Genomic DNA, 25,400 nt, shown 5'->3' on the forward strand with positions numbered 1-25,400 from the left:
TAATGCTTGAGCTAGGTTTGACGGATCAAATTGCTACGGCAGCAATAGAGACCACGATTAATACTCTGATTAAAGATAACCCTGAACATGGGCGACGTTTAAATCGTCTTAAAGGAAAGGTGTTGCAAGTTCATCTTATTGAATTAAAGAAAACACTTACTTTCGTTTTTAGTCAGCAAGTTGATGTGTTAACACATTATGAAGGTTCGCCAGATTGCTCTCTTTCTCTTCACTTAGCCGTGCTTACACAGCTTAAAGACCAAAACAATATCACTCGCTTGATCAAGCAAGAAAAAATCGAGCTTGAAGGTGACTTGAAATTAGCTCAACAATTCTCTCAATTAATGAATGATTGCAAACCAGATCTTGAAGAATGGATGTCCAGAGTGACGGGAGATATCGTCGCTCATACCGTTGTACAAGGTGTCAAAGACACGAATGTTTGGGTTAAGAAGCAAGTAAATAAGCATCATAATCATGTGGCACAAATACTGACAGAAGAGTGGAAAGTCGCACCGAGTCCACTGGAAATTGCCAACTTTTGTAATCAAGTTTCAGACGTTGAGAGCAGTGCTGCCAAACTAGATAAACGCTTTACTCAATTGTTGGAGAAAGCATGAGACCAGCAGAGTTACAACGCCTGTACCGCATCACTAAAGTTCAGTTAGAGTATGGCTTGGATGAGTTAATTCCTGAACATGAACTGACTAAAACCCCCTTGCTTGCCCGTAAAGCGCTTTTTTGGATCAAGAATAAGCATCAAGACAAAGCGCTTGGCGTTAGGCTACGTTTAGCGCTCCAAGAATTGGGGCCAGTTTGGATTAAGTTTGGTCAGATGATGTCGACTCGTCGAGATCTTTTTCCTCCTCATTTAGCTGATCAACTTGCACTTTTGCAGGATCGCGTAGCGCCATTTGATGGCCAGGAAGCAAAAGACCAAATGGAAAAAGCGCTAGGAGGAAAACTAGAAAATTGGTTTACTGACTTTGATATTGAGCCGCTAGCCTCCGCATCAATTGCTCAAGTCCATACTGCAAAGTTAAAAGATAGCGGTAGAGAAATCGTACTCAAAATCATCCGCCCAGATATTCGTCCAGCGATTGATGCGGATATTAAATTGATGTATCGAATGGCGAAAATCGTCGCTAAAGCGACAGCTGAAGCTAAGCGTTTAAAGCCGGTAGAAGTGGTGCGAGAGTATGAAAAAACGCTAATTGATGAATTAGACCTTCGTCGAGAAGCCGCTAACGCAATACAGCTGAGACGGAATTTTGAAGGGAGCGAAGAGCTCTATGTTCCTGAGGTTATGACGGATTTCAGTAGTGAAGCTTTAATGGTATCTGAACGTATTTACGGTATTCAAGTTTCTGATATTGAAGGGTTAGAAGCGAACGGCACTAATATGAAGTTGCTCGCGGAACGCGGTGTTAGCGTTTTCTTTACTCAAGTTTTTCGTGACAGCTTTTTTCATGCAGATATGCACCCCGGTAATGTGTTTGTGAATCCTGAGCATGCTGAGAATCCACAATGGATTGGCCTTGATTGCGGGATCGTAGGTACGTTAAACACAGAAGATAAACGTTATCTTGCCGAAAATTTTCTTGCCTTTTTTAATCGCGATTACCGTAAAGTCGCGGAGCTGCATGTCGATTCCGGTTGGGTACCACCAGATACCAATTTACAAGAGTTTGAATTTGCTATTCGCATTGTGTGCGAACCTATTTTTGCTAAGCCGCTGTGTGAAATATCTTTTGGTCATGTGTTATTAAATCTATTCAACACCGCTCGCCGTTTTAATATGGAAGTACAACCGCAGTTGATCCTGTTACAAAAAACGTTACTCTATGTTGAAGGTTTGGGTCGGCAGCTCTATCCACAGTTAGATTTGTGGGATACCGCTAAACCATTTTTAGAAAAGTGGATGGCCAATCAGGTTGGACCCCAAGCGGTCGTTAATGCGATCAAAGAAAAAGCGCCGTTTTGGGCGGAGCGATTACCTGAACTTCCTGAATTGCTTTACGACAGCCTTAAGCAGGGTAAGGCAATGAATCACAAAATGGAGCAGCTTTATACTGGCTATCGAGCGACGAAGCAACAACATGCAAAAGGGATATTAACCTTTGGTGTTGGCGCGACATTGGTTGTTTGTTCAGCGATTCTATTGCTAAGTCCGTATCAAGATATTGCTATTGCTTCCGCTGTCACTGGTGTTTTGTGTTGGTTAGTAAGCTGGCGTATACACAGCAAGTAGAATAAAAATCGTCGCTGAAAAGGAGATGTATATTGTTAATAAACGTTTACATTCCTTTTTAATCGTTAACATTAAGGAATATATCAATTCTTAATCTACCCATGTGTAGGTAGTGGTGTTGTTGAGGTCACATTTTGCTTGCTTAATTTACGTGTACGCGGTAAATAACAAGTAAACTAGCACACTTATTTATAGTCTTATTGTATAACCCGAGGTATTGGAAAATGGGCGGTATTAGTATTTGGCAGTTGCTTATCATAGCAGTTATCGTTGTTTTACTATTTGGAACTAAAAAGCTACGCAACATGGGTGGTGATTTGGGCTCTGCAGTAAAAGGATTTAAAAATGCCATGAGTGACGAAGACGCGGCGAAAAAAGAAGCCAAAGACGCAGACTTCGAACAGCAAAATTTAGAGCAGAAGTCAGAACAGGCTTCTACTGAAGAAGTTAAAAAAGACAAAGAGAAGGTCTAATTAGTGTTTGATATCGGTTTTTGGGAACTGGTATTAATATCTGTCGTAGGTTTAGTAGTCCTTGGTCCAGAGCGTTTACCAGTTGCGATACGCAGTGTTTCAAAATTCATCAACAGCGCAAAGGCAATGGCAAATGGGGTAAAAGATGAACTTACCCACGAGCTGAAAATTCAAGAATTACAAGATAACCTTAAAAAAGCCGAGAAAATGGGGATGGAAGATCTCGCCCCTGATCTAAAAGCATCAGTTGAAGAACTGAAAAAAGCGGCGGCAGATGTTCAAAGACCTTATGCTACAGAGTCTAAATCAACGGATCCCGCTCAACCTGATAAGGTGAAGGCCGTGAAAGTTGATGTACCTGAAGAAAAAAAGCCAGGTTGATTTGGCTTCATTTTGATAGAGCTGCCGCAAGTGCAGCTCTTTCTGTTTTTCCATTTAGAGGTTAAATATGGCATCAGCCGAGCAAACCCAACCTTTGATTAGCCATCTACTAGAGCTGAGAAATCGCCTTTTAAGAGCACTATTGGCTGTACTCTTTATATTTGTTGGTTTAATTTATTTTGCCAGTGACATTTATGTGTTTGTTTCGTCTCCATTAGTTGATCGTCTGCCTGAAGGGGCTACGATGATAGCAACAGACGTCGCTTCTCCCTTTTTTACGCCACTTAAATTAACGCTGATAGCGTCTATATTTGTTGCTGTACCATATATTTTGCATCAGGTATGGGGATTTGTTGCTCCGGGCCTGTACAAACATGAACGTAAGTTAGTTATGCCGCTTATGTTTTCAAGTTCGCTGCTTTTTTATTGTGGTGTTGCATTCGCCTATTATGTTGTTTTTCCACTTGTTTTCAGTTTTTTTACTGCTATTTCGTTAGGCAGTGTAGAGTTCGCTACTGATATCTCGAGTTATTTAGATTTTGTTCTTGCTCTGTTTTTTGCATTTGGTATCGCATTTGAAGTACCTGTTGCAATTATATTGCTATGTTGGACTGGGGCCACAAATCCAAAGAGCCTTGCGGAGAAACGTCCGTATATTGTTGTTGCCGCTTTTGTATTCGGGATGATGTTAACGCCACCCGATATGATTTCACAGACACTGCTCGCGATTCCAATGTGTATATTGTTTGAAGTGGGGTTGTTTTTCGCTCGTTTCTACATAAAAAAAGACGACGATGAGAGTAGTGAAGAGGAAACAGAGGCTTAATATACTGAAAGCGAGTGATGTTCTACTCGCTTTTTTACTATTGTCTTTTCAAGATTCAAGATTCAAGTTAAATAGTCGCTTAGCATTCTCCGTGGTTAAACGGTCTACTTCTGCAATATCCAATGCCCTTAGTTCAGCAACTCGTTTCGCGACTAACGCGGTATATGAAGGTTCGTTGCGTTTACCCCGATGTGGCACTGGTGCAAGATACGGACAGTCGGTTTCTAAAATGACGTAGTCTAGGTCTAAGCTTGGAATTACTTTGTCCATACCACCATTCTTGAATGTTGATACCCCGCCTAATCCAAGATGAAATCCGAGTTCGTTAATTGCCTTTGCTTCATCAATGCTGCCACCAAAGCAATGAAATACACCGGATAACGAGCCATCCTGCTCGCTTCGCAATAAATGAAGTGTTTCATCAATTGAATCTCTAGTATGGATGACAACAGGTAACGACATCTCTTTTGCCCAGTTTAGTTGGGTAATAAAAGCGTATTCTTGTTCGGCTTTGTAGGTTTTATCCCAATAGAGGTCAATTCCTATCTCACCAACCGCAATAAAAGTGTGCTTTTCAAACCAAGAGTGAATCGTTGCTAGGGTTTGTTTTACCTCTCCATTTACATAACATGGATGTAACCCCATCATTGAGCGACAAATATCAGCATATTGCGCCTCAGTGGCCAGCATGGGCTTGATTGAGTCTAGGTCAATATTAGGCAATAAAATAGTATCTACCCCCTGGCTTAACGCCCTATGAATGACTTCTTCACGGTCGTTGTCAAATTCGGAAGCGTATATGTGGGCATGGGTGTCTATCATGATCGTATCTCTATTATTCCGAGTTTAAGTGATTGAGTAAATTCTTCTCAGTATATATTGAATTTGTGCTCTAGAGAGAATTTCTACCGGATTAAGCTCCTATCCAATATCGACAATGATATAATACAAACTGTACATTGATTGATAAAAACGAATTATTGTCTAGGAGAGCTAAGTGTCTGTTTCTATTAAAGGTGAATTTCCAGTACGACGTATGCGTCGTATGCGTAAGCATGATTTTAGTCGCCGTTTAATGGCCGAAAATCAGATAAGTGCGAGTGATCTTATCTACCCTATGTTTATTTTAATGGGTAAAAATCGACGCGAAGCCGTTGATTCGATGCCAGGCGTAGAGCGTTTATCAATTGACTTGATGTTAGAGGAAGCTCAGTTACTTGCTAAATTGGGCGTGCCTGCTATCGCATTATTTCCAGTGGTTAATCAAGACGTCAAAAGTTTATGCGCACAAGAAGCGTATAACTCGGAAGGATTAGCACAACGAGCAGTGAGAGCGATAAAAGAACACGTGCCGGAAATAGGTGTAATTACCGATGTTGCTTTGGATCCATTCACGACACACGGACAAGATGGCATCATCGATGAAACCGGTTATGTCATGAATGAAGAAACAACAGAAGTTTTAATCAAGCAGGCGCTTTCTCATGCAGAAGCCGGTGCTGACGTTGTTGCACCTTCAGATATGATGGATGGGCGAATTGGTCGTATCCGAGAAGCTTTGGAAGAGGCTGGATATATTCACACTCAAATAATGGCTTATTCTGCTAAGTACGCGTCGAACTATTACGGCCCATTTAGAGATGCCGTCGGATCAGCGTCAAATCTGAAAGGTGGTAATAAGAAAAATTATCAGATGGATCCTGCGAACAGTGATGAAGCATTGCATGAAGTTGCAATGGATATCAATGAAGGTGCGGATATGGTGATGGTTAAACCCGGTATGCCTTATTTAGATATTGTTCGACGAGTGAAGTCTGAACTGCAAGTCCCTACATTCGCCTATCAAGTATCTGGCGAATATGCAATGCATAAAGCGGCTATTCAAAATGGCTGGCTAAAAGAGAAAGAGACCGTAATGGAGTCATTGCTGTGCTTTAAGCGCGCAGGAGCGGATGGTATTTTGACCTATTTTGCCAAAGACGTAGCACTTTGGCTTGCGGAAGATAATGCCAAAGCGAAAGAAAGCATCAGCGAGTAACCTCTACTTAATCGCTTAAAAACTAAAAACGGAGTCAAATGACGCCGTTTTTTTTGTTTTAATGCCTGACTAACTGGATTTAGCGCCTATCTATAGAAAGTTTTTTCAAATAACCCTTGCAATGCGAATGAGAATGGTTATTATTACCATGTCTTCAGGAGATGATTCACTGTTTACCAAAGTAGTTGAATTTTATCTCTTATTGACACGACATTGCTCACATTGCTTCCAGTGTATTAGGCTATTAGGAAAAGCAGGATCCGATTCTGCTTGTACTAGTTATGCTAAGCGACATCTCTTGATGTCGCTTTCTTTTTTTTAAGTCATACCGAATCCCATCTTTGTACAATACCGCTAGTTGAAAATAATTATCTTTTGTCCTATCGAGAACTTTTCCACAATTAAGGATCATTTTGTGATCTTTAACTTCTCAAGTGGTTGCTCTTTAATTTATTGATATTTAAGGTTTTTATATAAATAAAATAATAAATCTTCGTGGGTTTTTTTTAGGCGATCAGAAAGTACAAACAGACTTATCCACAGAAAACTTGATATGTTCTTACAAATAACAGCCGCATAGGTCTCGTTATCTGAATGGATAATAATGGCCTTTCATGGCATTCTAAGTGAATAACTTTTCCCTGTTCTGGATTACAATCTCATGGCAAGCATTCCTGAAAACCCACTGATACTTATCGATGGCTCTTCTTATCTTTACCGTGCATTTCACGCATACCCCGATTCTATGAGTAATGGAGATATTCCAACTAATGCCGTTTATGGTGTAGTTAACATGCTGCGAAGTATGATGCGTCAATTTTCTACTGAAAAAATAGTCGTCATATTCGATGCCAAAGGAAAAACGTTTCGAGATGATCTGTATCCAGAATACAAAGCTAATCGACCTTCTATGCCGGACGAATTACGCTGTCAGATAGAGCCTCTTTATAACGTAATAAGAGCAATGGGATTACCGTTAATATCTATTCCCGGAGTGGAAGCTGATGATGTAATAGGTACGTTGTCTTCTCAGGCATCTGCAGCGGGTATGCCAGTACTTATTAGTACTGGCGATAAAGATATGGCACAGCTTGTTGACGAAAATGTAACCCTGATTAACACCATGACTAATGTTGTGATGGACAGGGAAGGTGTCATCGAGAAATTTGGTATCCCTCCTGAATTAATTATCGATTATCTTGCGCTAATGGGGGATAAGGTTGATAACATTCCAGGCGTTCCCGGTGTAGGTGATAAAACGGCAACGGCACTTTTACAAGGAATCGGTAGTGTCGATGAGATATACAATAATTTAGATGGTATTGCGGCACTGGGCTTCCGTGGTTCTAAAAACATGGCTAAAAAGCTTATCGATAACAAAGAAAATGCATATATGTCTTATGAACTCGCCACTATTAAGTTAGATGTTGAGTTAGAAGAGACACATGACTCTTTACTAAAACAAGAACCAAATCGTGATGAGTTGATAGAACTTTATGGCAAACTTGTATTCAAGGCATGGTTGAATGAGTTATTAGATGGTGGAACTGGCGTAGTTGAGGCTGACGATAAGTCTGGTCGTGCTGCAGGGGCATCGACAGGCAGTAATACCACTTCAACTCTAGATAACAGTGCGGTAAAGATAGACAGAAGCCAGTATGAAACGATTTTAAGCGCAGAGAGTTTTAACCAATGGCTAGAGAAACTGAAAGAGTGTGATCTTTTTGCATTCGATACGGAAACCGACAGCTTAGACTATATGGTTGCTAATCTTGTTGGGCTTTCATTTGCCGTTGAAGAAGGCATTGCTGCGTATGTACCTCTTACTCATGACTACATGGACGCGCCAGAGCAGTTAGATAGGGAATGGGTGCTGTCACAACTCAAACCAATATTAGAAGATGGTAGCCGTAAAAAGGTCGGTCAAAACCTAAAATATGATGCCAGTGTTTTGGCTCGGTATGATATTAAAATGAAGGGTATTAAACATGACACAATGCTAGCTTCTTACGTTTATAACAGCGTTGGTGGCAGGCATGATATGGACAGTTTGGCACTTCGATTTCTGCAGCACAGTTGTATCTCGTTTGAGGCGATAGCCGGTAAAGGGAAAAAACAACTTACGTTCAACCAAATAGATATAGATCAGGCTTCACCATATGCAGCAGAAGATGCAGACGTGACATTGCGTCTGCATAATCGTATATACGCTGAAATTGAGAAAGATGAAAAGCTTAAATCGGTGTATGAAGAAATAGAGATACCGCTTGTGCCTGTGCTATCCCGCATAGAAAGAACCGGAGTTTTTATTGATGATATGTTGTTATCCGCACAGTCTCAGGAAATTGCTGTTCGTTTAGATGAATTAGAAAAAGAGACGTATGAAATCGCAGGTCAGGAGTTTAACTTAAGCTCACCTAAGCAGTTGCAAGCGATCTTATTTGAGAAGATGGGGCTTCCAGTCGTAAAGAAAACGCCGTCGGGTGCGCCTTCAACAAATGAAGAGGTTCTTCAAGAGCTGGCTCTTGATTACCCATTACCCAAACGAATCTTAGAGTATCGTGGACTCGCTAAGCTGAAATCAACTTATACTGATAAGTTGCCTAAAATGATTAATGCTGAAACAGGCCGAGTGCATACCTCTTATCATCAGGCTGTGACAGCAACTGGGCGTCTTTCATCAACCGATCCAAATTTGCAAAATATCCCAATTCGAAATGAAGAAGGTCGTCGTATACGCCAGGCATTTGTTGCGCCACATGGGTGGAAAATATTGGCAGTCGATTACTCCCAAATAGAACTCCGTATTATGGCTCATCTTTCTGGTGATAAAGCCTTATTAGATGCCTTCAAAAATGGGAAAGATATTCATGCAGCAACGGCAGCGGAAGTGATGGGAGTTAACATTGAAGATGTGAGTAGCGAACAACGCCGACGTGCTAAAGCCATTAATTTTGGATTAATATACGGCATGAGCGCTTTTGGTCTGGCTAAGCAACTTGGTATACCTAGACACGAAGCTCAAGACTATATGAATACGTATTTCGAACGCTACCCAGGTGTTTTGCAATATATGGAAGACACACGTTCACAAGCATCGGTTCAAGGCTACGTAGAGACAATCTTCGGTCGAAAACTGTACCTTCCAGAAATTAAATCTCGTAATGGTATACGTAGAAAAGCGGCGGAACGAGCGGCTATCAATGCCCCGATGCAAGGTACCGCTGCTGATATTATTAAAAAAGCGATGTTGTTGGTCGATAATTGGGTTCAGTCAGAGGGTGATGGAAGAGTGCGTTTGCTTATGCAGGTACACGATGAACTGGTATTTGAAGTGAAAGAGAGCGTATTAGCCGAAATTGAAATAAAAATACAGAATTTGATGGAGTCGGCGGCAGAAATAGATGTCCCCTTAGTAGCTGATGCGGGTCATGGTGATAACTGGGATCAGGCTCACTAGACACTTTTTAACTAAATAAGACCAAAATACATGAGCCAGCGCACATTAGCTGGCTTTTTTTTATTCAAAATAAAGTAGTGTGATCTCAATCACTTATGTATTTTTGATGAAAAATGATGAAAATAAATTACAAAAACTATTTTCAAATATGATCGTTTGTTGTACAGTAACTCTCGTAGGGTACAGAGGTAAGATGTTCTATCTTTCAGACCTTTTGTTTCACGTTATTGGATTAGGCTAATTCAGCCGCCCCAGTCAGTATTTGACTGGGGCGTTTTTTATTGTGGCAAAGAAAATATTATCGTCACAGTAAAATCCCTATTAATTCATTGTTTTAATAGATTTTTTATTTCCATCATTAGTTTGAATGTATGACTGCACTTTTACTTATATTTCGTTGTGAATTTTTATTGAGAGCAAAATAATAAGTGTCTGTTGAGCGGCCAAAATCTGAGTTCGTATGCCCAAAAAATAGTTCAAATCTCTAGGGACGCTTTGAAGGCAAATTTTAAACGTGATGTGTTTGGATGAAATTAAGTTACAGAAATGTTAATAAGTAACTGAGTGCGATGTTTGGTGTCTGATGAAAATGTGGTTTTTGACGTTAGGTAAGTTGAAGACAGGTAGGCCATCGTAATGAAGGGAATGAGATACGAATTCTCTACTGTTATCCCCACCTATTTTCGGTGGGGTTTTTTATGATCTTCTATTCTGTGTTGTCTTCCGAACTTGCAGTATCTTCCTCGCTAGAAGCCTCTTCTGAAACGGAAGTATCTGCTGCTAGTTCCTCCAGCGCTAAAATCGCAGGGGCAAACCATGTGTCGAGTTTAGCACGTAGCTGGTCAACACCAATTCCCTTCAATGATGAAAATAGATCAACGGCGACATTGCCATCAAATTCTAATGCGTCCTTTTTGATCTTATTTAGTTGTGCTTTACGTGCACCACTTTTCAATTTATCCGCTTTAGTTAGCAAAACTTGTACAGGAATATTGCACTCTACAGCCCAATATATAAGCTGTTGATCGAGATCTTTCATCGGATGACGAATATCCATTAATACGACAAGACCTTTTAAGCATTCTCGTTTTTGTAGATATTCACCTAAAGATTTTTGCCACTTCTTCTTTAGTTCGATAGGAACTTGTGCAAACCCGTATCCAGGTAGATCGACGATATGACAGTGTTCTTGAACCTTAAATAGGTTAATTAGCTGCGTACGACCCGGTGTTTTACTGGTCTTTGCTAAACTACGCTGGTTCGTCAAGCGGTTAAGTGCGCTAGATTTACCTGCATTTGATCGTCCAGCAAACGCAATTTCGATACCTTCGTCTTCTGGTAAGTGGCGAATATCGGGTGCACTAGTGATAAAATGCGTGTTTTGATAGTGAATTTTTGCGCTCAATGTTAACTCCATCTGACTTTATGTAGTCAGTTGATTGCTTTTTTGTTAAATTGTGTAAAATAACCGCTAAAGGGTAATAAAGTCGAATATTGTACCACGTCGTACCCAAAAAAACGTGGTACTGGAAGCCTAGGTCTGTCTTTTTATTCAGTTGTGTAAGTATGAAAAAAAAGCAGAGCCTCATAATAATAATGGAATGTCATGAATAAATTAGCACTAATCTTGGGGCTGTTTGCCAGCTTCACTGTTTGGGCCCAAGGTAATGTCGAAGCTGGTAAAGCTAAATCTGCAACCTGTGTTGCTTGTCACTCTGCTGATGGAAATAGTCTAATCACGCAATACCCCAAAATAGCGGGTCAGCATGCAGGCTATATAGAGAAGCAGCTTGCTGAGCTCAAACTCGGTATAGAAACTTCTGGAGAGAAAGGTAGGTATGACCCAGTAATGAGTCCAATGGCTATGTCATTATCTGATCAAGATAGACAAGATTTAGCCGCATATTACTCATCTCTACCTATCTCTGATAACTCAACGCCCGAAGATGTCGTTGAGCAAGGCAAGGCGCTTTATCTTGCGGGTAATGCTGAGCGTGGTTTAACCGCTTGTGTCGCGTGTCATGGTCCAAGAGGTAATGGTACCGCGTTGTCTGGATTCCCGAAAATTTCAGGTCAACATGCCGATTACATCAAAATTCAGTTAACCAAGTTTAGAGCAGGTGAGCGTAAAAATGATCTCAATGAGATGATGCGCGATATTGCAATGAAGCTGACTGATAAAGAGATAGATACGCTTTCAAAATATGTTGGTGGTTTGCATTAAATTCACATTTAGCCACTAGCAAGTAAACATATTGAATTTAATCCCTTAGCAAACTTTGTATTGCTGAGGGATTTTTTATACCTATTTTGCGTACAAGTTATATCAATCTCACCAAATAGCGGTCAGATGATATGGGTTCTATTGAACAAACATAAATGTGAATGGTATAAGCGCTATTTTTCTGGTGAAATAAGCTCCACTATTCCTTCCAATTCTGGTATGTTTCGCATCCCAATATGAGGATGTACCTATGCAGCCGTGTCCTTTGTGTGAAGATGAACACTCTCAGCACTATTACAAAGACAAGAAAAGGGATTACTTTCAATGTATCCGATGTCATCTTGTGTTTGTTCCGACGGTGCAACGACTAGATACTGAATCCGAAAAAGCGATGTATGATCTGCATGAAAATGACCCTTCTGATGAAGGTTATAGACGTTTTTTGTCGCGATTGTCAGATCCTCTAATGGAAAAAATTAGTCCGAACTCTACAGGGCTAGATTTTGGTTGTGGTCCGGGACCGGCTTTATCGATGATGTTGCAAGAATCGGGACACAATATGACGCTATACGATATCTACTACTATCCTGATAATAAGGTATTAGATAAAACGTATGACTTCATCACTGCCACAGAGGTAATAGAGCACCTCTATTGCCCTAAAGATGTGTGGTATAAATGGTTGAATTTAGTTAAACCAAGTGGCTGGATTGGTGTTATGACCAAACTAGTAATAGACGTAGAAGCGTTTTCGAAATGGCATTATAAAAATGATCTTACTCACGTTTGTTTTTATAGCCGAAAAACTTTTCAGTACTTGGCCGAGCGGGATAAGCTCCAACTTGAATTTGTTGGTAATGATGTAATTTTACTGAGGAAACTCCAGTAATGAGTAGAAATAAAAGATCAAGACAACCTGGTTCTTCAGGTGAAGTAGAAGTAATCGTAACGCGAAATCGTAGCGAAGCGGATGTGGAAGGGCGTTTGCGTAAGCGTATTAAAAAACGTAAAGGACTAAAAACTGGAACTCGTAACACCGATGCTGCAGAAAAAAAACAGAGAACGGCTGCGCAACAGCGAGATCCACGTTTAGGTAGTAAAAAGAAAATCCCATTGATTGTGGATTCAAAGAAAAAACTGAACAAGCAAGAACGTCGTTTATCTGCGGCGAAAGAACTTGAAACGCTAGAAAATGACGCCCAACTTAATGTTCTGTTAGACAGAATTGAGAATGGTGAGAATCTCGGCACTGGTTTGCAAAGTTATGTAGATGAAAAGTTAGATCGGATTGAAATATTGATGAATCAACTTGGTCTTATGGAGCCTGAAGAGGAGCTGGAAGACGAAGATGAAGAAATTGTTATCGAGCCGGTTTTAACAAAGAAGAAAAAGAGTGCAAGTTCGGACGAAGAACTTTTATCTCAGTTTGAAGGTCTAAACTTAAATGACTTTAAAGGATAAGAGATGGTGAGCGTAACCATAGTACTTATTATTGGTGGGCTAATTATTCTCGGTTTAGCGTCCTATGCCATTTACCTGTGGTTACAGGTTAAGAAGCAAAAACAGCTAGAAAAAGAAGTAATGAATATCGCCATCGCTAAGCGGAATACAAATATTTTTGATAGTGTAAATACCCTTTGTATGGCTGGTATTCAAGGTCAATGTGATCTGTCTGAAGTTAGTATTCGTGTGGTTTGTATTCTTGATTACATTCAAGGTGAAGCCCGAATTGATATTGAAAAAGAATACCCAGCACTTTTTGAGTTATATGAGATTGTCAAAGATATGGCTAGGGGTGATAAGAGACAAGAGTTAGTCAAACAAGATCGGATGAAACAGACGCTAGAACGACAAAAAGCGGAAGTTCGATTAGCGGATGACATAATAAAAGATCTTCAAAAACTGCAGATTCAAATACAACCTCTAAGTGCCTCTCCTACAGACACCGTGACCGCGAATAGATAGATTTTTGCTCACTCTTTCTTCTCTAACTAGAAAGAGTGAGTGATCCTGTTATCAGTTCTGAACATTTCTTCGGCAAATTACTCCCGTTTATCTCTGTCTGTTGTAGTGATATGGCAGAATACGTGGTCAAAGTATGAAAACAAAATTTAATGGAACGCAATATTATGTCTAGTGAACAAATAGTTTGGGATCAAGCGATATTAGATAAGTATAACTATTCGGGACCAAGATATACCTCCTATCCAACAGCCTTAGAATTTCATGAAGCTTTTACCATTGCGGAATTTGATATGGCATGCCGTCAGTATCCTGAACGGCCCTTATCACTTTATATTCATATACCGTTCTGTCACAAGCTTTGTTACTACTGTGGCTGTAATAAAGTGATTACTCGGCATTCTCACAAGGCAGACGAGTATCTAGACGCGATAGAACATGAAATTCGTCAAAGGGCGTTCCTGTTAAACGAGCGTAGAGTGACTCAACTGCACTTTGGTGGTGGAACGCCGACGTTCTTAAGTAAAGAGCAGATGAGCCGTTTGATGGCTATTGTTCGAGGTGAGTTTAATTTTGACCCTGATGCTGAGATTAGCATTGAGGTTGATCCTCGCGAAATTGAACTGGATATGCTTGATCACCTGCGTGGCGAAGGTTTTAATCGTTTAAGTATCGGTGTGCAAGATTTCAATAAAGAAGTTCAAAAAGTGGTGAATCGTGAACAAGATGAAGCGTTCATTTTCGCCATGGTCGCACGCGCTAAAAAGCTTGGATTTCGTTCAACCAACTTGGATCTGATATACGGGTTACCATTGCAAACAAAAGAGTCGTTTGCTGTCACTTTAAAACAAGTGTTAGAGATGAAACCTGGTCGTTTGTCGGTATTTAACTACGCGCATATGCCAAATTTATTTGCTGCTCAGCGTAAGATAAATGAAGATCTGTTGCCATTAGCAGAGGTTAAGATGGATATCCTTCAGGATACTATCTCTACGCTGACTGGTGCGGGTTATCAGTTTATCGGTATGGATCACTTTGCATTGCCTGACGATGAGCTAGCCGTTGCTCAGCGTGAAGAAATATTGCACCGTAATTTCCAAGGTTACACTACGCAAGGTGAGTGCGATTTACTTGGCTTTGGTGTTTCCGCTATTTCAATGATTGGCGATACCTACGCGCAAAACCAGAAAGAACTTAAGAAGTACTACGCTCAAGTTGATGAGATGCGCCACGCACTATGGAAAGGTGTTTCTTTAGATTCTGATGACTTGATTCGTCGTGAGGTGATTAAAGCGCTTATTTGTAATTTCAAATTAGATAAGACACAAATCGAATCAATGTTTGACCTGACATTTAACGATTATTTTTCTGAAGATCTAAAGCTTCTACAAACGTTTGTTGATGATGAGTTGGTTGAAGTGACTGAAACGGATATTCGTGTTACCGCGCGAGGTCGTTTGCTTATTCGCAATATTTGTATGTGTTTTGATAAGTACTTGCGAGATAGAGCAAGACAGCAGCAATTCTCACGAGTTATATAGCAATGGCTATCCGTCAAATTCCCGCTTTCGCTGGAATACTGTTCGGTTAGTACTCAAATCATTCAGCAAGATCCCCACTTTCGTGGGGATCTTGCTGTTTTTTGTGAGAATAGGTCGATTTTCGTAAAGGTTTTTCTAATACCAGTTAAATTTCCAGCTCATGTTATTTCTTAGTTGATATCCAGCTCTTTCAGTTTACGAGTGAGCGTATTTCGGCCCCAACCAAGTACTTTTGCGGCTTCCTGCTTATGTCCATTGGTATGACTCAGTGCCGTTTTTAACAAGATACGCTCAAACTCAGGTAGTGCGTAGGCAAGTAATTCTGTTTCACCAGAGTTTAACGCGGTTTGAGCCCAGTGTTCTAGTTGGGTTTGCCAACTTCCTGTTCCCCCGGTATTTGTCACGGTTTTTTCTTCAAGTAGCTCTGTCGGTAAATCTGAAGGTAATACTTCACTACCACTTGCCATAACGGTTAACCAGCGGCAGATGTTCTCTAATTGACGAACATTTCCCGGCCAAGCTAGGCGCTTAAGAGCATCGACGGTGCCTGAATGTAGAGACTTCATTTCCACGCCAAGTTCGTCTGCAGCGCTTGCTAAGAAATGCAGAGTGAGTTTTTCTATATCTTGTTTTCTATCTCTTAGTGCCGGGATATGCACGCGAATAACATTGAGTCTGTGAAATAGATCTTCCCTAAAGCCACCTTCATGAACTAACTGTTCAAGGTTTTGGTGTGTTGCAGCAACAATTCTAACATCCACCTTAATAGCTTGGTGACCACCGACTCTATAGAACTGTCCATCCGCCAAAACACGCAGTAAACGTGTTTGAATATCAAGCGGCATATCGCCTATTTCATCCAGAAATAATGTGCCACCATTTGCTTGCTCAAACCTGCCTTGACGGACACTATTTGCACCGGTGAAGGCCCCTTTTTCATGACCAAAAAGTTCTGACTCAATTAGGTCTTTAGGTATCGCTGCCATGTTGAGCGCAATAAAAGGTTTTGTTGCTCTTGGGCTGTGTCGATGGAGCGCGTGGGCAACAAGCTCTTTACCTGTGCCAGACTCGCCATTAATAAGTACTGAAATAGAAGAGCGGGACAATCGACCAATTGCTCTGAATACTTCTTGCATTGCTGGTGCTTCACCAATAATTTCTGGTGTTTCGCTAGCAAACGTATCCACGGTCGCGGTCTCTTTTTTCTGTTCGTGGCTATGGATAATCGCTCTTTCAACTAAGGTGAGAGCTTCATCGATATCAAATGGCTTAGGTAGATATTCAAATGCCCCTTTCTGATAGGCATTTACTGCAGCATCCAAGTCTGAATGTGCCGTCATTATTATGACTGGGAGTTCAGGGTAGCGCGTATGAACCTGATTAAGCAGGTCTAGACCATCGATACCCGGCATACGTATGTCGGATACCAGTACATCTGGGGTTTCACGTTCCAGTGACATCAAGACACTCTCTGCATCTGCAAATGTCTCACACTTGATATTGGCAGACGACAGTGTTTTCTCCATAACCCAACGGATGGAACTATCGTCATCAACAACCCAAACATATCCTTTACTCATACATATCCTTTACTCATATAGAGGCTTTCTTGCCTTTTCCTATCTCACATCCGTTAGATAGGGAGATAAATTGTAAATGTCGTGCGACCAGGCCAACTTTCTACATCTATTTTTCCATTGTGTTGGTCGATTAAGTTTTGTGAAATTGACAACCCTAATCCGGTACCACCATCTCTACCACTCACCATGGGATAAAAGAGCGTGTCCTGCAGATTTGTTGGAATACCAGGTCCATTATCTATGACCTCAATTCGAGCGGCCAATTTATGACGCTGACCATGGATATTGGCCTGATGCATGGTTCTGGTTTTAATGATTATCCTTGCATCATCTTGATTAATCATCATTTGTGCTGCATTACTGACGATATTTAACATCGCCTGTTCTACTTGATCTGTGTCCATTAGAATGTCAGGTAGGCTGGGGTCATAATCCCTATCAATAGTGAGATTAGAACCCGACTCCAATTCGACCAGTTGTCGTACTTTTTCTAATACAACATGCAGGTTTTCGTGTTCTTTTTTTCCCGGTTTTTGAGGACCAAGTAGGCGGTCAACAAGCGCTCTTAAACGATCGGCTTGCTCGATAATAATCTGTGTATATTCCGTTAAAGAAGGATCTGGGAGCATTTTCCCTAATAACTGAGCCGCACCTCTTAAACCACCTAAAGGGTTTTTAATTTCATGAGCTAATCCTCTAACGAGCAGCTTGGCGGCTTGTTGTTGTGCATGCTGATTTAGCTCTTGGCTTAAGCGACGTTGCTGGCCAATTTTACGCATCTCTATAAGTAGCATTAATTGCTTGTTCCAAGAGAGTGGGCTGGCAGTGACTTCTAACATTAATGGTTTACCATCAATGATAAAAGTGACATCGCTATCTGTCATGCTTTGACCGCTTTGCAAAGGCTGAGTTAACAAAGCGATATCCATCGAGGCGTGTTGAATGAGCTGTGACAAAGACTTATCTATAATGCGTTTCGTGCTTTGCGAAAATAACTGCTCTGTAGCCGGGTTTGCGTAACGAATGACTAGATTTTCATCAAGCATTAAGGTGGCGGTTACAATGTTATCCAATATGGCTGTTGAAAGCTCTGTTGTCACAATTCCCGTCCTCGCTCTGCTCTATGATTGCACCTAGCACCAAAATGGTGCAACGTTAGATTCAGTATGAACCATGAAAAGTAAGATACAACGGCTAACAGGTCATAAAACGTAGAAAATTGAGGGTTTATCCACGAGCACGCTCTATTTTATAAACTTACAACGTTAATGCACCGTTATGGTTTAAATAATGCAATAACCTTGCCGCTTCCTTGGGCGTAGGTAAATAAGAGCTAAGTAGTATTCAGTTCATCTTGTTCAAGCAATTAATACGCTTCTAGGTACCAGCTGTTTTGAATCGTTCCCTTTCATATTCACTAAAACTAGCGTCATCCCCATGAAATCTACGTCATTTCCACGAAACCTACGTCATCTCCACGAAACCTACGTCATCTCCACGAAAGTGGAGATCTAAACCCACCCAGATTTCCGTCTGCACGCAATGCAATGCAATGCAGTTCGGTTAACGTTATCTAAACTTGTCATCCCGATGAAAATTGGCCTATTTTCACGAAAACTAACGTCATCCCCATGAAAGTGGGGATCTAATATCACCAAGATTCCCGTTTTCACGGGAATGACGAAGTATTTAGAACTAACCGAACAGCATTATGTTTTCACAGGAATGAAGGAATTCGGTTAGTGTTTAACGTTCTTCGCGCGTCGTGCCAAAGTATGAATTCCAACGTATTAGAAGGGGATTTAGAGATACAAAAAAGGCTCGCTTATGCGAGCCCTTTAGACAGTTAAAAAATTAACGCTTATACAGAGTAGTAAAGTTCAAACTCAAGTGGATGAGTAGCCATGTTTACTTTCACTACATCTTCAGTCTTAAGTGCGATATAAGAATCGATAAAGTCATCAGAGAATACACCGCCAGATGTTAAGAACTCACGGTCTTCATCTAGGCACTGAAGTGCTTGTTGTAGTGATTCTGCAACGGTTGGGATCTCGGCCGCTTCTTCAGCTGGAAGGTCGTAAAGATCTTTATCCATTGCTTCGCCAGGATGAGTCTTGTTCTTAATACCGTCAAGGCCAGCCATTAACATTGCAGCGAATGCTAAATATGGGTTAGCTGTTGGGTCACCAAAACGTAGTTCAATACGACGTGCTTTCGGGCTTGGTACCACAGGGATACGGATAGAAGCAGAGCGGTTACGAGCTGAGTAAGCGAGCATAACTGGAGCTTCAAAGCCTGGGACAAGGCGCTTGTATGAGTTCGTGGATGCGTTGGCAAATGCGTTGATTGCACGAGCATGCTTGATAATGCCGCCGATATAATAAAGCGCCATTTCAGACAGGCCGCCGTACTTGTCACCAGCAAATAAGTTTACACCGTCTTTATTAAGAGACATATGGACGTGCATACCAGAACCGTTATCACCGACAATTGGCTTAGGCATAAATGTAGCTGTTTTACCATATGCGTGAGCAACGTTATGAACCACGTACTTATAGATTTGGATTTCATCTGCTTTAGTCGTTAACGTGTTAAAGCGAGTGGCGATTTCATTTTGACCAGCAGTGGCTACTTCATGGTGATGTGCTTCAACAACAAGGCCCATTTCTTCCATAACTAGACACATGGCAGAACGGATATCTTGAGACGAATCAACAGGTGCTACTGGGAAGTAACCGCCTTTAACGCCAGGACGGTGACCTTTGTTGCCTTCTTCGAAATCAGAACCAGAGTTCCAGCTTGCTTCTACATCATCAATTTTGTAGAAAGAGCCCGACATGTCAGAATGGAATTTAACATCATCAAATAGGAAGAACTCAGGTTCAGGACCGATAAGTACGGTATCTGCAACACCAGAAGCACGCATGAAGTCTTCAGCACGTTTTGCGATTGAACGTGGGTCACGATCGTAACCTTGCATCGTTGCAGGTTCTAGGATGTCACAACGAATATTCAGCGTCGCATCATCTGTGAATGGGTCTAGAACAGCACTTGATGGGTCTGGCATCATCACCATATCTGACTCGTTGATACCTTTCCAACCAGCAACAGAAGAACCATCAAACATTTTACCATCTTCAAAGAAGTCAGCATCTATTTGGTGAGATGGAATAGAAATATGTTGTTCTTTACCTTTAGTGTCGGTAAAGCGCAGGTCAATAAACTTAACTTCATTTTCTTGGATCAGTGATAGAACATTTTCTACTGACATCTTGGATAACCTCCAGTGTTATTAATTTGATACAATTTCGAATCTAAAAAATTGTCATTGAGTAATTTCTAAATATTAAGTGAATTACCCGATGCTAACCTTCTAAGCGAAAACTGTGCCACTTATTTTAATCCTTTAATTTCAAGGTCTTGGGCTGTTCTTGTATTCTTTTGGTGCAGAATGTGCACCAAAATGATCCTCGCATGCACCAATAGTGTGCGTTCAAAGTTGAACTATACTAAGAATCGAACAATCTCTATTCAGCACTCATGGCTAAAAAATGTCAATCTGATTTTAGAAACGGTAATACCTTAACGTTTATTCGTCATCAATGACTCTGCCAATCACGGTTGCAAAGCGCGAGTTTGAGGTATGTCGGTTGTATTTAATTCCGGCTATTTAACAATATATAGATAAAGATCACATTCTTTAGGTATTTGAGCAAAAATCTGATACATTAGCGCCGATTTTTAAAACTGTTTATTTTTAAAACGGTTTTACACAACTTTAAACCATTGTTGCGATGTTTCGCAGCTTCATTATGACTGAGTGAATCAAAATTCATGACTACTCCACAGATTGAAAAATTAAGAAATATCGCGATCATCGCGCACGTTGACCACGGTAAAACGACTCTTGTAGATAAACTGCTTCAGCAGTCAGGCACGCTAGAATCTCGTGGAGAAGTTGAAGAACGTGTAATGGACTCGAATGATATCGAGAAAGAACGCGGTATCACTATCCTTGCAAAAAACACAGCGATTAACTGGCACGACTACCGAATCAATATCGTTGATACCCCAGGACACGCCGATTTCGGTGGTGAAGTGGAACGTATCATGTCTATGGTTGACTCTGTATTGCTTATTGTTGATGCCGTTGATGGGCCGATGCCTCAAACTCGCTTTGTAACACAAAAAGCATTCGGACATGGCCTTAAACCTATTGTTGTTATCAACAAGGTTGACCGTCCTGGTGCTCGCCCTGATTGGGTTATGGATCAAGTTTTTGACCTTTTTGACAACCTAGGCGCAACGGATGAGCAACTGGATTTCCAAGTTGTTTACGCTTCAGCACTAAACGGTTGGTCTACGCTAGAAGAAGATGTTGTCGGTGAAGACATGGAACCATTGTTCCAAGCCATCGTAGACAACGTAGATGCTCCTGCGGTTGATATCAATGGTTCTCTGCAGATGCAAGTTTCTCAGCTTGATTACAGCTCTTATGTTGGTGTTATCGGTGTTGCACGCGTTACTCGTGGTAAAGTTGCACCAAACCAGCAAGTGACGATTGTTAGTGCTGATGGCACAAGACGAAATGGTAAAGTTGGTACCGTTCTTGGTTACCTTGGCCTTGACCGCCATGAAATACAACAAGCCAATGCGGGTGACATTATTGCCTTTACAGGTTTGGGTGAATTGAAGATTTCTGACACTATTTGTGATCAAAATAATGTTGAAGTCATGGTTCCTCTTTCTGTAGATGAACCAACGGTAACAATGACGTTTCAGGTAAACACCTCTCCGTTTGCTGGTAAAGAAGGTAAATTTGTTACCTCTCGTAATATTCTAGAACGTCTTGAGAAAGAATCCGTTCATAACGTTGCATTACGTGTAGAACAAACAAATGATCCTGATAAATTCCGAGTGTCTGGTCGTGGAGAGCTTCATCTTTCTATTCTTATCGAGAATATGCGTCGTGAAGGCTTCGAGCTTGCAGTATCTCGCCCAGAAGTAATTCTAAAAGAAGAAGATGGTAAGCTTTTAGAACCATACGAGACAGTGACTATCGATGTGGTTGAAGCGAACCAAGGTAGTATCATGGAGAACATCGGCATCCGTAAAGGTGAGTTAACTGATATGTCTCCAGATGGTAAAGGCCGTGTACGTATGGACTTTATGATGCCTTCTCGTGGTCTTATCGGTTTCCAAACTGAATTTATGACGATGACGTCTGGTTCAGGTCTTCTTTATCATACGTTTGATCATTATGGCCCACACAAAGGTGGTGTTATTGGTCGACGTGCTAATGGTGTTCTTGTCTCAAATGCGACAGGTAAAGCACTGACATATGCACTGTTTAATCTTCAAGAGCGTGGTCGTTTATTTGCTGAACACGCAGATGAAGTATATGAAGGTCAAATTGTTGGTATTCATAACCGTTCAAATGACCTGACAGTAAACTGTCTTAAAGGTAAGCAGCTAACAAACGTTCGTTCATCTGGTACAGATGAAGCGCAAACATTGTCGCCAGCTATCAAGTACACCCTAGAGCAAGCTTTAGAGTTTATCGATGAAGATGAACTTGTAGAAGTAACGCCTGAAAGCATTCGTATTCGTAAGAAACTTCTTACTGAAAATGAACGTAAACGTGCAGGTCGCCCAGCGAAAGCATAACGTCACTCGTTACTTTAAGAAACGACACGAATCCCCCTTCATGAGCGATCATGAAGGGGGATTGTTTTTTTGGTAGACTGGAAATTGTGAGTTGCATTAAGCAAAGGAAGTCTATGAAACCGATAGTCATAACGGGTGGCCCCGGTGCAGGAAAAACAAGTATTATTGGTGTACTTGCCACGCGCGGGTACCTTACTTTTGAAGAGAGCCCTCGCTATTTAATTGAGCAGCAATCACGGTTAACTAATGGCATACTGCCTTGGACACATTTGGCTGAATTTGCAGAAATGTGTCTAGATATGATGGAAAAGCAGAAACGGACATCGGAAAAACAAAAAAATATTTCTTTCTTGGATAGAGCGATACCTGATATATGCGCTTATCTTCAGCTCGGTAAACTGGACGTTAAAAAAAGATATATTGATGCCAGTAACGGTTATTTTGAGAAGGTTTTTTTCTGCGCTCCCAAACAATTAATATACACTCAAGATGCGGTTCGTCCTCACTCTTTTTCTGAGGCATTAGAGATACATCAGTTACTTTTGACGTGCTACCGAAATTTAGGTTATCAACCGATTAAGGTGCCATGGGGTAGTGTAGAAGAACGTGTAGATTTTATATTGGAGCAGATTGGCTAAAGGCGGTTTATGGAAAAACTAAAGTGCTTCATGCACACAACTATTTATTACTTATTCTATTTGAAGCAGAGAGTTATACACGACAGGTTAACTGTGAATGCAGGCTATATGACGTATATTACTCTGTTATCATTGGTTCCTTTAACAACGGTTATATTCTCTGCTCTTGCGCGATTTCCTGCGTTTGACGGTGTCGGTGATACAATACAGCAATTTATTATTAACAATTTTGTTCCTGCTGCTGGTGAAGCAATAGAAGATGCATTAGAAGCGTTTGTACAAAATACGGCTCAAATGACAACAGTCGGTGCCGCATTTTTATTTGTTACTGCGATTTTGCTTATTTCTAGTATCGATAAAAATTTGAATTACATCTGGAGAATAAAGAAAAAGCGACGCATGGTCTTTTCCTTCTCTATGTACTGGATGGTGCTTACATTAGGTCCTCTATTAATGGGTGCGAGTATTGCCGTTAGCTCCCACATTATGTCTCTCAAATTTTTTAGTGACGATACTGTTAACTTTTTATACGGCAGGTTACCTCTACTTTTTTCTTATATTGGGTTTTTAGGACTATATTTATTTGTGCCGAATATCCAAGTTAAAATTCGGCATGCGATGTTTGGTGCCTTTGTTAGTACTTTTTTGTTTGAAATCAGTAAAAGCATTTTCGCCTACTATATATCGGCATTCCCCAGTTATCAGTTGATTTATGGCACGCTTGCGGCTGTACCGATACTCTTTGTTTGGATCTATTTGTGTTGGTTTATAGTTTTAATTGGTGCCGAGCTAACAGCAAGTCTAGGCGAAAGAGATCAGTGGAATTATAATTCGGATTTAATAATACCGAAATTTGTAGAGCGTATGATTGGGGATAGGAGAGAAGGCATTGATAGCGCTAATACAAAGAGTGAGTGAAGCCTCTGTTAAAGTAGATAAGCAGATTGTTGGGCAAATTGATGAAGGGCTTCTTATACTATTAGGTGTTGAAAAAGAGGATGACGAAACAAAAGCCCAACGTTTGGTAGAAAAAGTCGTTAATTATCGTGTGTTTGGCGATGCAGAAGGCAAGATGAACCTGAACGTTAAACAGGTGGGTGGCAGTGTTCTGGTTGTCTCGCAATTTACCTTGCCCGCCGATACAAAAAAGGGAACAAGAGCTGGTTTTTCACGTGGTGCTCACCCAATAGATGCCGAACGATTGTATAATTACTTTTCTGAACGTTGTAATGAAATTCTGCCGACAGAGCGAGGACGCTTTGCGGCTGACATGAAAGTGTCTTTGGTTAATGATGGACCCGTTACATTTTGGCTACAGGTTTGAAATCGCAAGTTTTTTCGCTCTCTTATGGTTTTAAATATAAAGTTTTAAAGTAGAAAGATTTTAAAAGGATTTAAATGTTTAAACTAATCACGCCCAAAACAGCAAATCAAATTGCTAAGTACTATTATTTTCGGTGGCAGATGCTTCGAGAGCCTCTACGCATGCCTGTGGGCTCCGAACGGGATGAGTTTGACGAGATGAGTCATCATCGTATGATTGTTGATGGCAGAGGTCGTCCAGTGGCTGTGGGGCGCTTGTACGTGACCTCCGATCATGAAGGACAGATTCGATTTATGGCGGTTAAGCCCAACCGGAGAGATAAAGGCGTTGGTTCACTGATCCTTGTGGCACTCGAATCATTTGCTCGCCAAGAAGGTGTAAAGCGGTTGGTTTGTAATGCTCGCCAAGAAGCCATGAGTTTCTATATAAAAAATGGTTTTGAGAGTCAAGGTGAGATAAGTGGGCAATATGGTGCGAATCGCCACCAGCAGTTGGTAAAACAGCTCGATCCTATGGATAATATTTTACGCAGACCAGATTGGTGTGCTGAGTTGCAAGAACGCTGGGAACAGCAAATCCCCATTAGCGACAAAATGGGTATCAAAATAACACAATACACGGGCTATCAATTCGAGTGTAGTGCGCAATTAAACCCGAACTTAAACCCTAGGAATTCAATGTTTGCTGGTTCCGCCTTTACGTTAGCAACGTTGACAGGTTGGGGAATGACATGGTTACTGATGAAAGAGCGTGGTCTTAAAGCCGACATTGTGTTGGCGGATAGTAAAGTACGTTACCGTCATCCAGTTGAAGAGACACCCATTGCCACAACATCCTTAGATGGGATCAGTGGTGACCTAGATCGGTTTGAGAATGGACGAAAGGCTCGAGTTGTCATTAGCGTGACTATTTATAGCGGCAATGCTGCAGCTGTTGAATTTGTTGGTACCTATATGCTGCTGCCTGAAATACAAGAATCTTAATATAAAGCGACTAAAGCCCTATGGCTGGCTTTATCGCCAAATAGTGTCACAG

Annotated in this window: 23 protein-coding genes; 18 read left to right on the forward strand and 5 right to left on the reverse strand. The window is 41.0% G+C overall.

Features of this window, described 5'->3' with window-relative positions:
* The first annotated feature begins 2 nt into the window (after window positions 1–2).
* The 5 genes from IUZ65_RS00455 to tatC all read left to right on the forward strand — a co-directional run bounded on the left by IUZ65_RS00455 (window position 3) and on the right by tatC (window position 3,931).
* Entirely contained in the window at window positions 3–620 is a 618-nt protein-coding gene (locus tag IUZ65_RS00455) for a ubiquinone biosynthesis accessory factor UbiJ (RefSeq protein WP_195704824.1), read from the forward strand.
* Window positions 617–2,251, forward strand: coding sequence for a ubiquinone biosynthesis regulatory protein kinase UbiB (gene ubiB, locus IUZ65_RS00460; protein WP_195704825.1), 1,635 nt, complete (start codon window positions 617–619; stop codon window positions 2,249–2,251). Before IUZ65_RS00455 ends, ubiB begins: the two co-directional genes overlap by 4 nt.
* A 224-nt stretch (window positions 2,252–2,475) precedes the next feature.
* Window positions 2,476–2,724, forward strand: a complete 249-nt coding sequence (tatA, locus tag IUZ65_RS00465) for a Sec-independent protein translocase subunit TatA (protein WP_195704826.1) — start codon at window positions 2,476–2,478, stop codon at window positions 2,722–2,724.
* A 3-nt stretch (window positions 2,725–2,727) separates the two neighbouring features.
* A complete protein-coding gene (gene tatB, locus IUZ65_RS00470) occupies window positions 2,728–3,105 on the forward strand; it encodes a Sec-independent protein translocase protein TatB (protein WP_195704827.1) in 378 nt (125 codons plus the stop codon).
* A 67-nt stretch (window positions 3,106–3,172) separates the two neighbouring features.
* The gene (gene tatC / locus IUZ65_RS00475) at window positions 3,173–3,931 is read left to right on the forward strand and encodes a twin-arginine translocase subunit TatC (protein WP_195704828.1); all 759 of its coding nucleotides are present in this window, start codon (window positions 3,173–3,175) and stop codon (window positions 3,929–3,931) included.
* 48 nt (window positions 3,932–3,979) lie between these two features.
* Here tatC and IUZ65_RS00480 read toward each other — a convergent pair whose 3' ends face one another.
* On the reverse strand, window positions 3,980–4,753 hold the full coding sequence (locus IUZ65_RS00480) for a TatD family hydrolase (protein ID WP_195704829.1): 774 nt from the start codon (window positions 4,751–4,753) through the stop codon (window positions 3,980–3,982).
* Window positions 4,754–4,928: 175 nt separating this feature from the next.
* On the opposite strand from IUZ65_RS00480, the gene hemB reads away from it, so the two are divergent.
* The 3 genes from hemB (at window position 4,929) to IUZ65_RS23475 (ending at window position 9,670) form a co-directional block, all read left to right on the forward strand.
* Window positions 4,929–5,969, forward strand: a complete 1,041-nt coding sequence (hemB, locus tag IUZ65_RS00485) for a porphobilinogen synthase (RefSeq protein ID WP_195704830.1) — start codon at window positions 4,929–4,931, stop codon at window positions 5,967–5,969.
* 661 nt (window positions 5,970–6,630) lie between these two features.
* Window positions 6,631–9,429, forward strand: coding sequence for a DNA polymerase I (polA, locus tag IUZ65_RS00490; protein ID WP_195704831.1), 2,799 nt, complete (start codon window positions 6,631–6,633; stop codon window positions 9,427–9,429).
* Window positions 9,430–9,622: 193 nt separating this feature from the next.
* Complete coding sequence (locus IUZ65_RS23475) at window positions 9,623–9,670, forward strand: hypothetical protein (RefSeq protein ID WP_438356636.1); 48 nt, start codon at window positions 9,623–9,625, stop codon at window positions 9,668–9,670.
* Window positions 9,671–10,135: 465 nt separating this feature from the next.
* Here IUZ65_RS23475 and yihA read toward each other — a convergent pair whose 3' ends face one another.
* On the reverse strand, window positions 10,136–10,846 hold the full coding sequence (gene yihA, locus IUZ65_RS00495; protein WP_195704832.1) for a ribosome biogenesis GTP-binding protein YihA/YsxC: 711 nt from the start codon (window positions 10,844–10,846) through the stop codon (window positions 10,136–10,138).
* A 189-nt stretch (window positions 10,847–11,035) separates the two neighbouring features.
* Here yihA and IUZ65_RS00500 point away from each other — a divergent pair, with 189 nt between their 5' ends.
* The 5 genes from IUZ65_RS00500 to hemN all read left to right on the forward strand — a co-directional run bounded on the left by IUZ65_RS00500 (window position 11,036) and on the right by hemN (window position 15,156).
* Window positions 11,036–11,653: a c-type cytochrome gene (locus IUZ65_RS00500; RefSeq protein ID WP_195704833.1), complete on the forward strand. Its 618-nt coding sequence runs from the start codon at window positions 11,036–11,038 to the stop codon at window positions 11,651–11,653.
* 250 nt (window positions 11,654–11,903) lie between these two features.
* Window positions 11,904–12,542, forward strand: a complete 639-nt coding sequence (locus IUZ65_RS00505; protein ID WP_195704834.1) for a class I SAM-dependent methyltransferase — start codon at window positions 11,904–11,906, stop codon at window positions 12,540–12,542.
* Complete coding sequence (yihI, locus tag IUZ65_RS00510) at window positions 12,542–13,114, forward strand: Der GTPase-activating protein YihI (RefSeq protein ID WP_195704835.1); 573 nt, start codon at window positions 12,542–12,544, stop codon at window positions 13,112–13,114. Before IUZ65_RS00505 ends, yihI begins: the two co-directional genes overlap by 1 nt.
* A gap of 6 nt (window positions 13,115–13,120) precedes the next feature.
* Complete coding sequence (locus IUZ65_RS00515) at window positions 13,121–13,618, forward strand: DUF2489 domain-containing protein (RefSeq protein ID WP_195705154.1); 498 nt, start codon at window positions 13,121–13,123, stop codon at window positions 13,616–13,618.
* Window positions 13,619–13,782: 164 nt separating this feature from the next.
* Window positions 13,783–15,156, forward strand: a complete 1,374-nt coding sequence (hemN, locus tag IUZ65_RS00520) for an oxygen-independent coproporphyrinogen III oxidase (protein ID WP_443083721.1) — start codon at window positions 13,783–13,785, stop codon at window positions 15,154–15,156.
* Between the two features lie 170 nt (window positions 15,157–15,326).
* Here hemN and glnG read toward each other — a convergent pair whose 3' ends face one another.
* From glnG to glnA, 3 genes are all read right to left on the reverse strand, one after another.
* Window positions 15,327–16,736 carry a nitrogen regulation protein NR(I) gene (glnG, locus tag IUZ65_RS00525; RefSeq protein WP_195704837.1) on the reverse strand — a complete coding sequence of 470 codons (1,410 nt, stop codon included), beginning with the start codon at window positions 16,734–16,736 and terminating at the stop codon, window positions 15,327–15,329.
* 53 nt (window positions 16,737–16,789) lie between these two features.
* Window positions 16,790–17,782 carry a nitrogen regulation protein NR(II) gene (gene glnL, locus IUZ65_RS00530; protein ID WP_229638208.1) on the reverse strand — a complete coding sequence of 331 codons (993 nt, stop codon included), beginning with the start codon at window positions 17,780–17,782 and terminating at the stop codon, window positions 16,790–16,792.
* 815 nt (window positions 17,783–18,597) lie between these two features.
* The gene (glnA, locus tag IUZ65_RS00535; protein ID WP_195704839.1) at window positions 18,598–20,007 is read right to left on the reverse strand and encodes a glutamate--ammonia ligase; all 1,410 of its coding nucleotides are present in this window, start codon (window positions 20,005–20,007) and stop codon (window positions 18,598–18,600) included.
* Window positions 20,008–20,570: 563 nt separating this feature from the next.
* Here glnA and typA point away from each other — a divergent pair.
* The 5 genes from typA (at window position 20,571) to IUZ65_RS00560 (ending at window position 25,348) form a co-directional block, all read left to right on the forward strand.
* Window positions 20,571–22,403, forward strand: coding sequence for a translational GTPase TypA (typA, locus tag IUZ65_RS00540; protein WP_195704840.1), 1,833 nt, complete (start codon window positions 20,571–20,573; stop codon window positions 22,401–22,403).
* A 113-nt stretch (window positions 22,404–22,516) separates the two neighbouring features.
* A complete protein-coding gene (locus IUZ65_RS00545; RefSeq protein WP_195704841.1) occupies window positions 22,517–23,041 on the forward strand; it encodes an AAA family ATPase in 525 nt (174 codons plus the stop codon).
* 9 nt (window positions 23,042–23,050) lie between these two features.
* The gene (locus IUZ65_RS00550; RefSeq protein ID WP_195704842.1) at window positions 23,051–23,959 is read left to right on the forward strand and encodes a virulence factor BrkB family protein; all 909 of its coding nucleotides are present in this window, start codon (window positions 23,051–23,053) and stop codon (window positions 23,957–23,959) included.
* A complete protein-coding gene (gene dtd / locus IUZ65_RS00555) occupies window positions 23,931–24,365 on the forward strand; it encodes a D-aminoacyl-tRNA deacylase (RefSeq protein ID WP_195704843.1) in 435 nt (144 codons plus the stop codon). Before IUZ65_RS00550 ends, dtd begins: the two co-directional genes overlap by 29 nt.
* A 74-nt stretch (window positions 24,366–24,439) precedes the next feature.
* Window positions 24,440–25,348: a bifunctional GNAT family N-acetyltransferase/hotdog fold thioesterase gene (locus IUZ65_RS00560; protein ID WP_195704844.1), complete on the forward strand. Its 909-nt coding sequence runs from the start codon at window positions 24,440–24,442 to the stop codon at window positions 25,346–25,348.
* The last annotated feature ends 52 nt before the right edge of the window (window positions 25,349–25,400 follow it).

This window comes from Vibrio sp. VB16 (assembly GCF_015594925.2).
Lineage (GTDB): Bacteria > Pseudomonadota > Gammaproteobacteria > Enterobacterales > Vibrionaceae > Vibrio.

Coding starts and splice junctions, on each gene's coding strand:
- hemN (WP_443083721.1), top strand. CDS start 13,783: ATGTCTAGTGAACAAATAGTTTGGGATCAAGCGATATTAGATAAGTAT.
- yihI (WP_195704835.1), top strand. CDS start 12,542: ATGAGTAGAAATAAAAGATCAAGACAACCTGGTTCTTCAGGTGAAGTA.
- IUZ65_RS00550 (WP_195704842.1), top strand. CDS start 23,051: ATGGAAAAACTAAAGTGCTTCATGCACACAACTATTTATTACTTATTC.
- IUZ65_RS00560 (WP_195704844.1), top strand. CDS start 24,440: ATGTTTAAACTAATCACGCCCAAAACAGCAAATCAAATTGCTAAGTAC.
- tatA (WP_195704826.1), top strand. CDS start 2,476: ATGGGCGGTATTAGTATTTGGCAGTTGCTTATCATAGCAGTTATCGTT.
- glnG (WP_195704837.1), bottom strand. CDS start 16,736: ATGAGTAAAGGATATGTTTGGGTTGTTGATGACGATAGTTCCATCCGT.
- typA (WP_195704840.1), top strand. CDS start 20,571: ATGACTACTCCACAGATTGAAAAATTAAGAAATATCGCGATCATCGCG.
- tatC (WP_195704828.1), top strand. CDS start 3,173: ATGGCATCAGCCGAGCAAACCCAACCTTTGATTAGCCATCTACTAGAG.
- polA (WP_195704831.1), top strand. CDS start 6,631: ATGGCAAGCATTCCTGAAAACCCACTGATACTTATCGATGGCTCTTCT.
- IUZ65_RS00500 (WP_195704833.1), top strand. CDS start 11,036: ATGAATAAATTAGCACTAATCTTGGGGCTGTTTGCCAGCTTCACTGTT.
- glnL (WP_229638208.1), bottom strand. CDS start 17,782: ATGCTTGATGAAAATCTAGTCATTCGTTACGCAAACCCGGCTACAGAG.
- yihA (WP_195704832.1), bottom strand. CDS start 10,846: ATGGAGTTAACATTGAGCGCAAAAATTCACTATCAAAACACGCATTTT.
- IUZ65_RS00480 (WP_195704829.1), bottom strand. CDS start 4,753: ATGATAGACACCCATGCCCACATATACGCTTCCGAATTTGACAACGAC.
- ubiB (WP_195704825.1), top strand. CDS start 617: ATGAGACCAGCAGAGTTACAACGCCTGTACCGCATCACTAAAGTTCAG.
- IUZ65_RS00455 (WP_195704824.1), top strand. CDS start 3: ATGCTTGAGCTAGGTTTGACGGATCAAATTGCTACGGCAGCAATAGAG.
- glnA (WP_195704839.1), bottom strand. CDS start 20,007: ATGTCAGTAGAAAATGTTCTATCACTGATCCAAGAAAATGAAGTTAAG.
- IUZ65_RS00505 (WP_195704834.1), top strand. CDS start 11,904: ATGCAGCCGTGTCCTTTGTGTGAAGATGAACACTCTCAGCACTATTAC.
- IUZ65_RS00545 (WP_195704841.1), top strand. CDS start 22,517: ATGAAACCGATAGTCATAACGGGTGGCCCCGGTGCAGGAAAAACAAGT.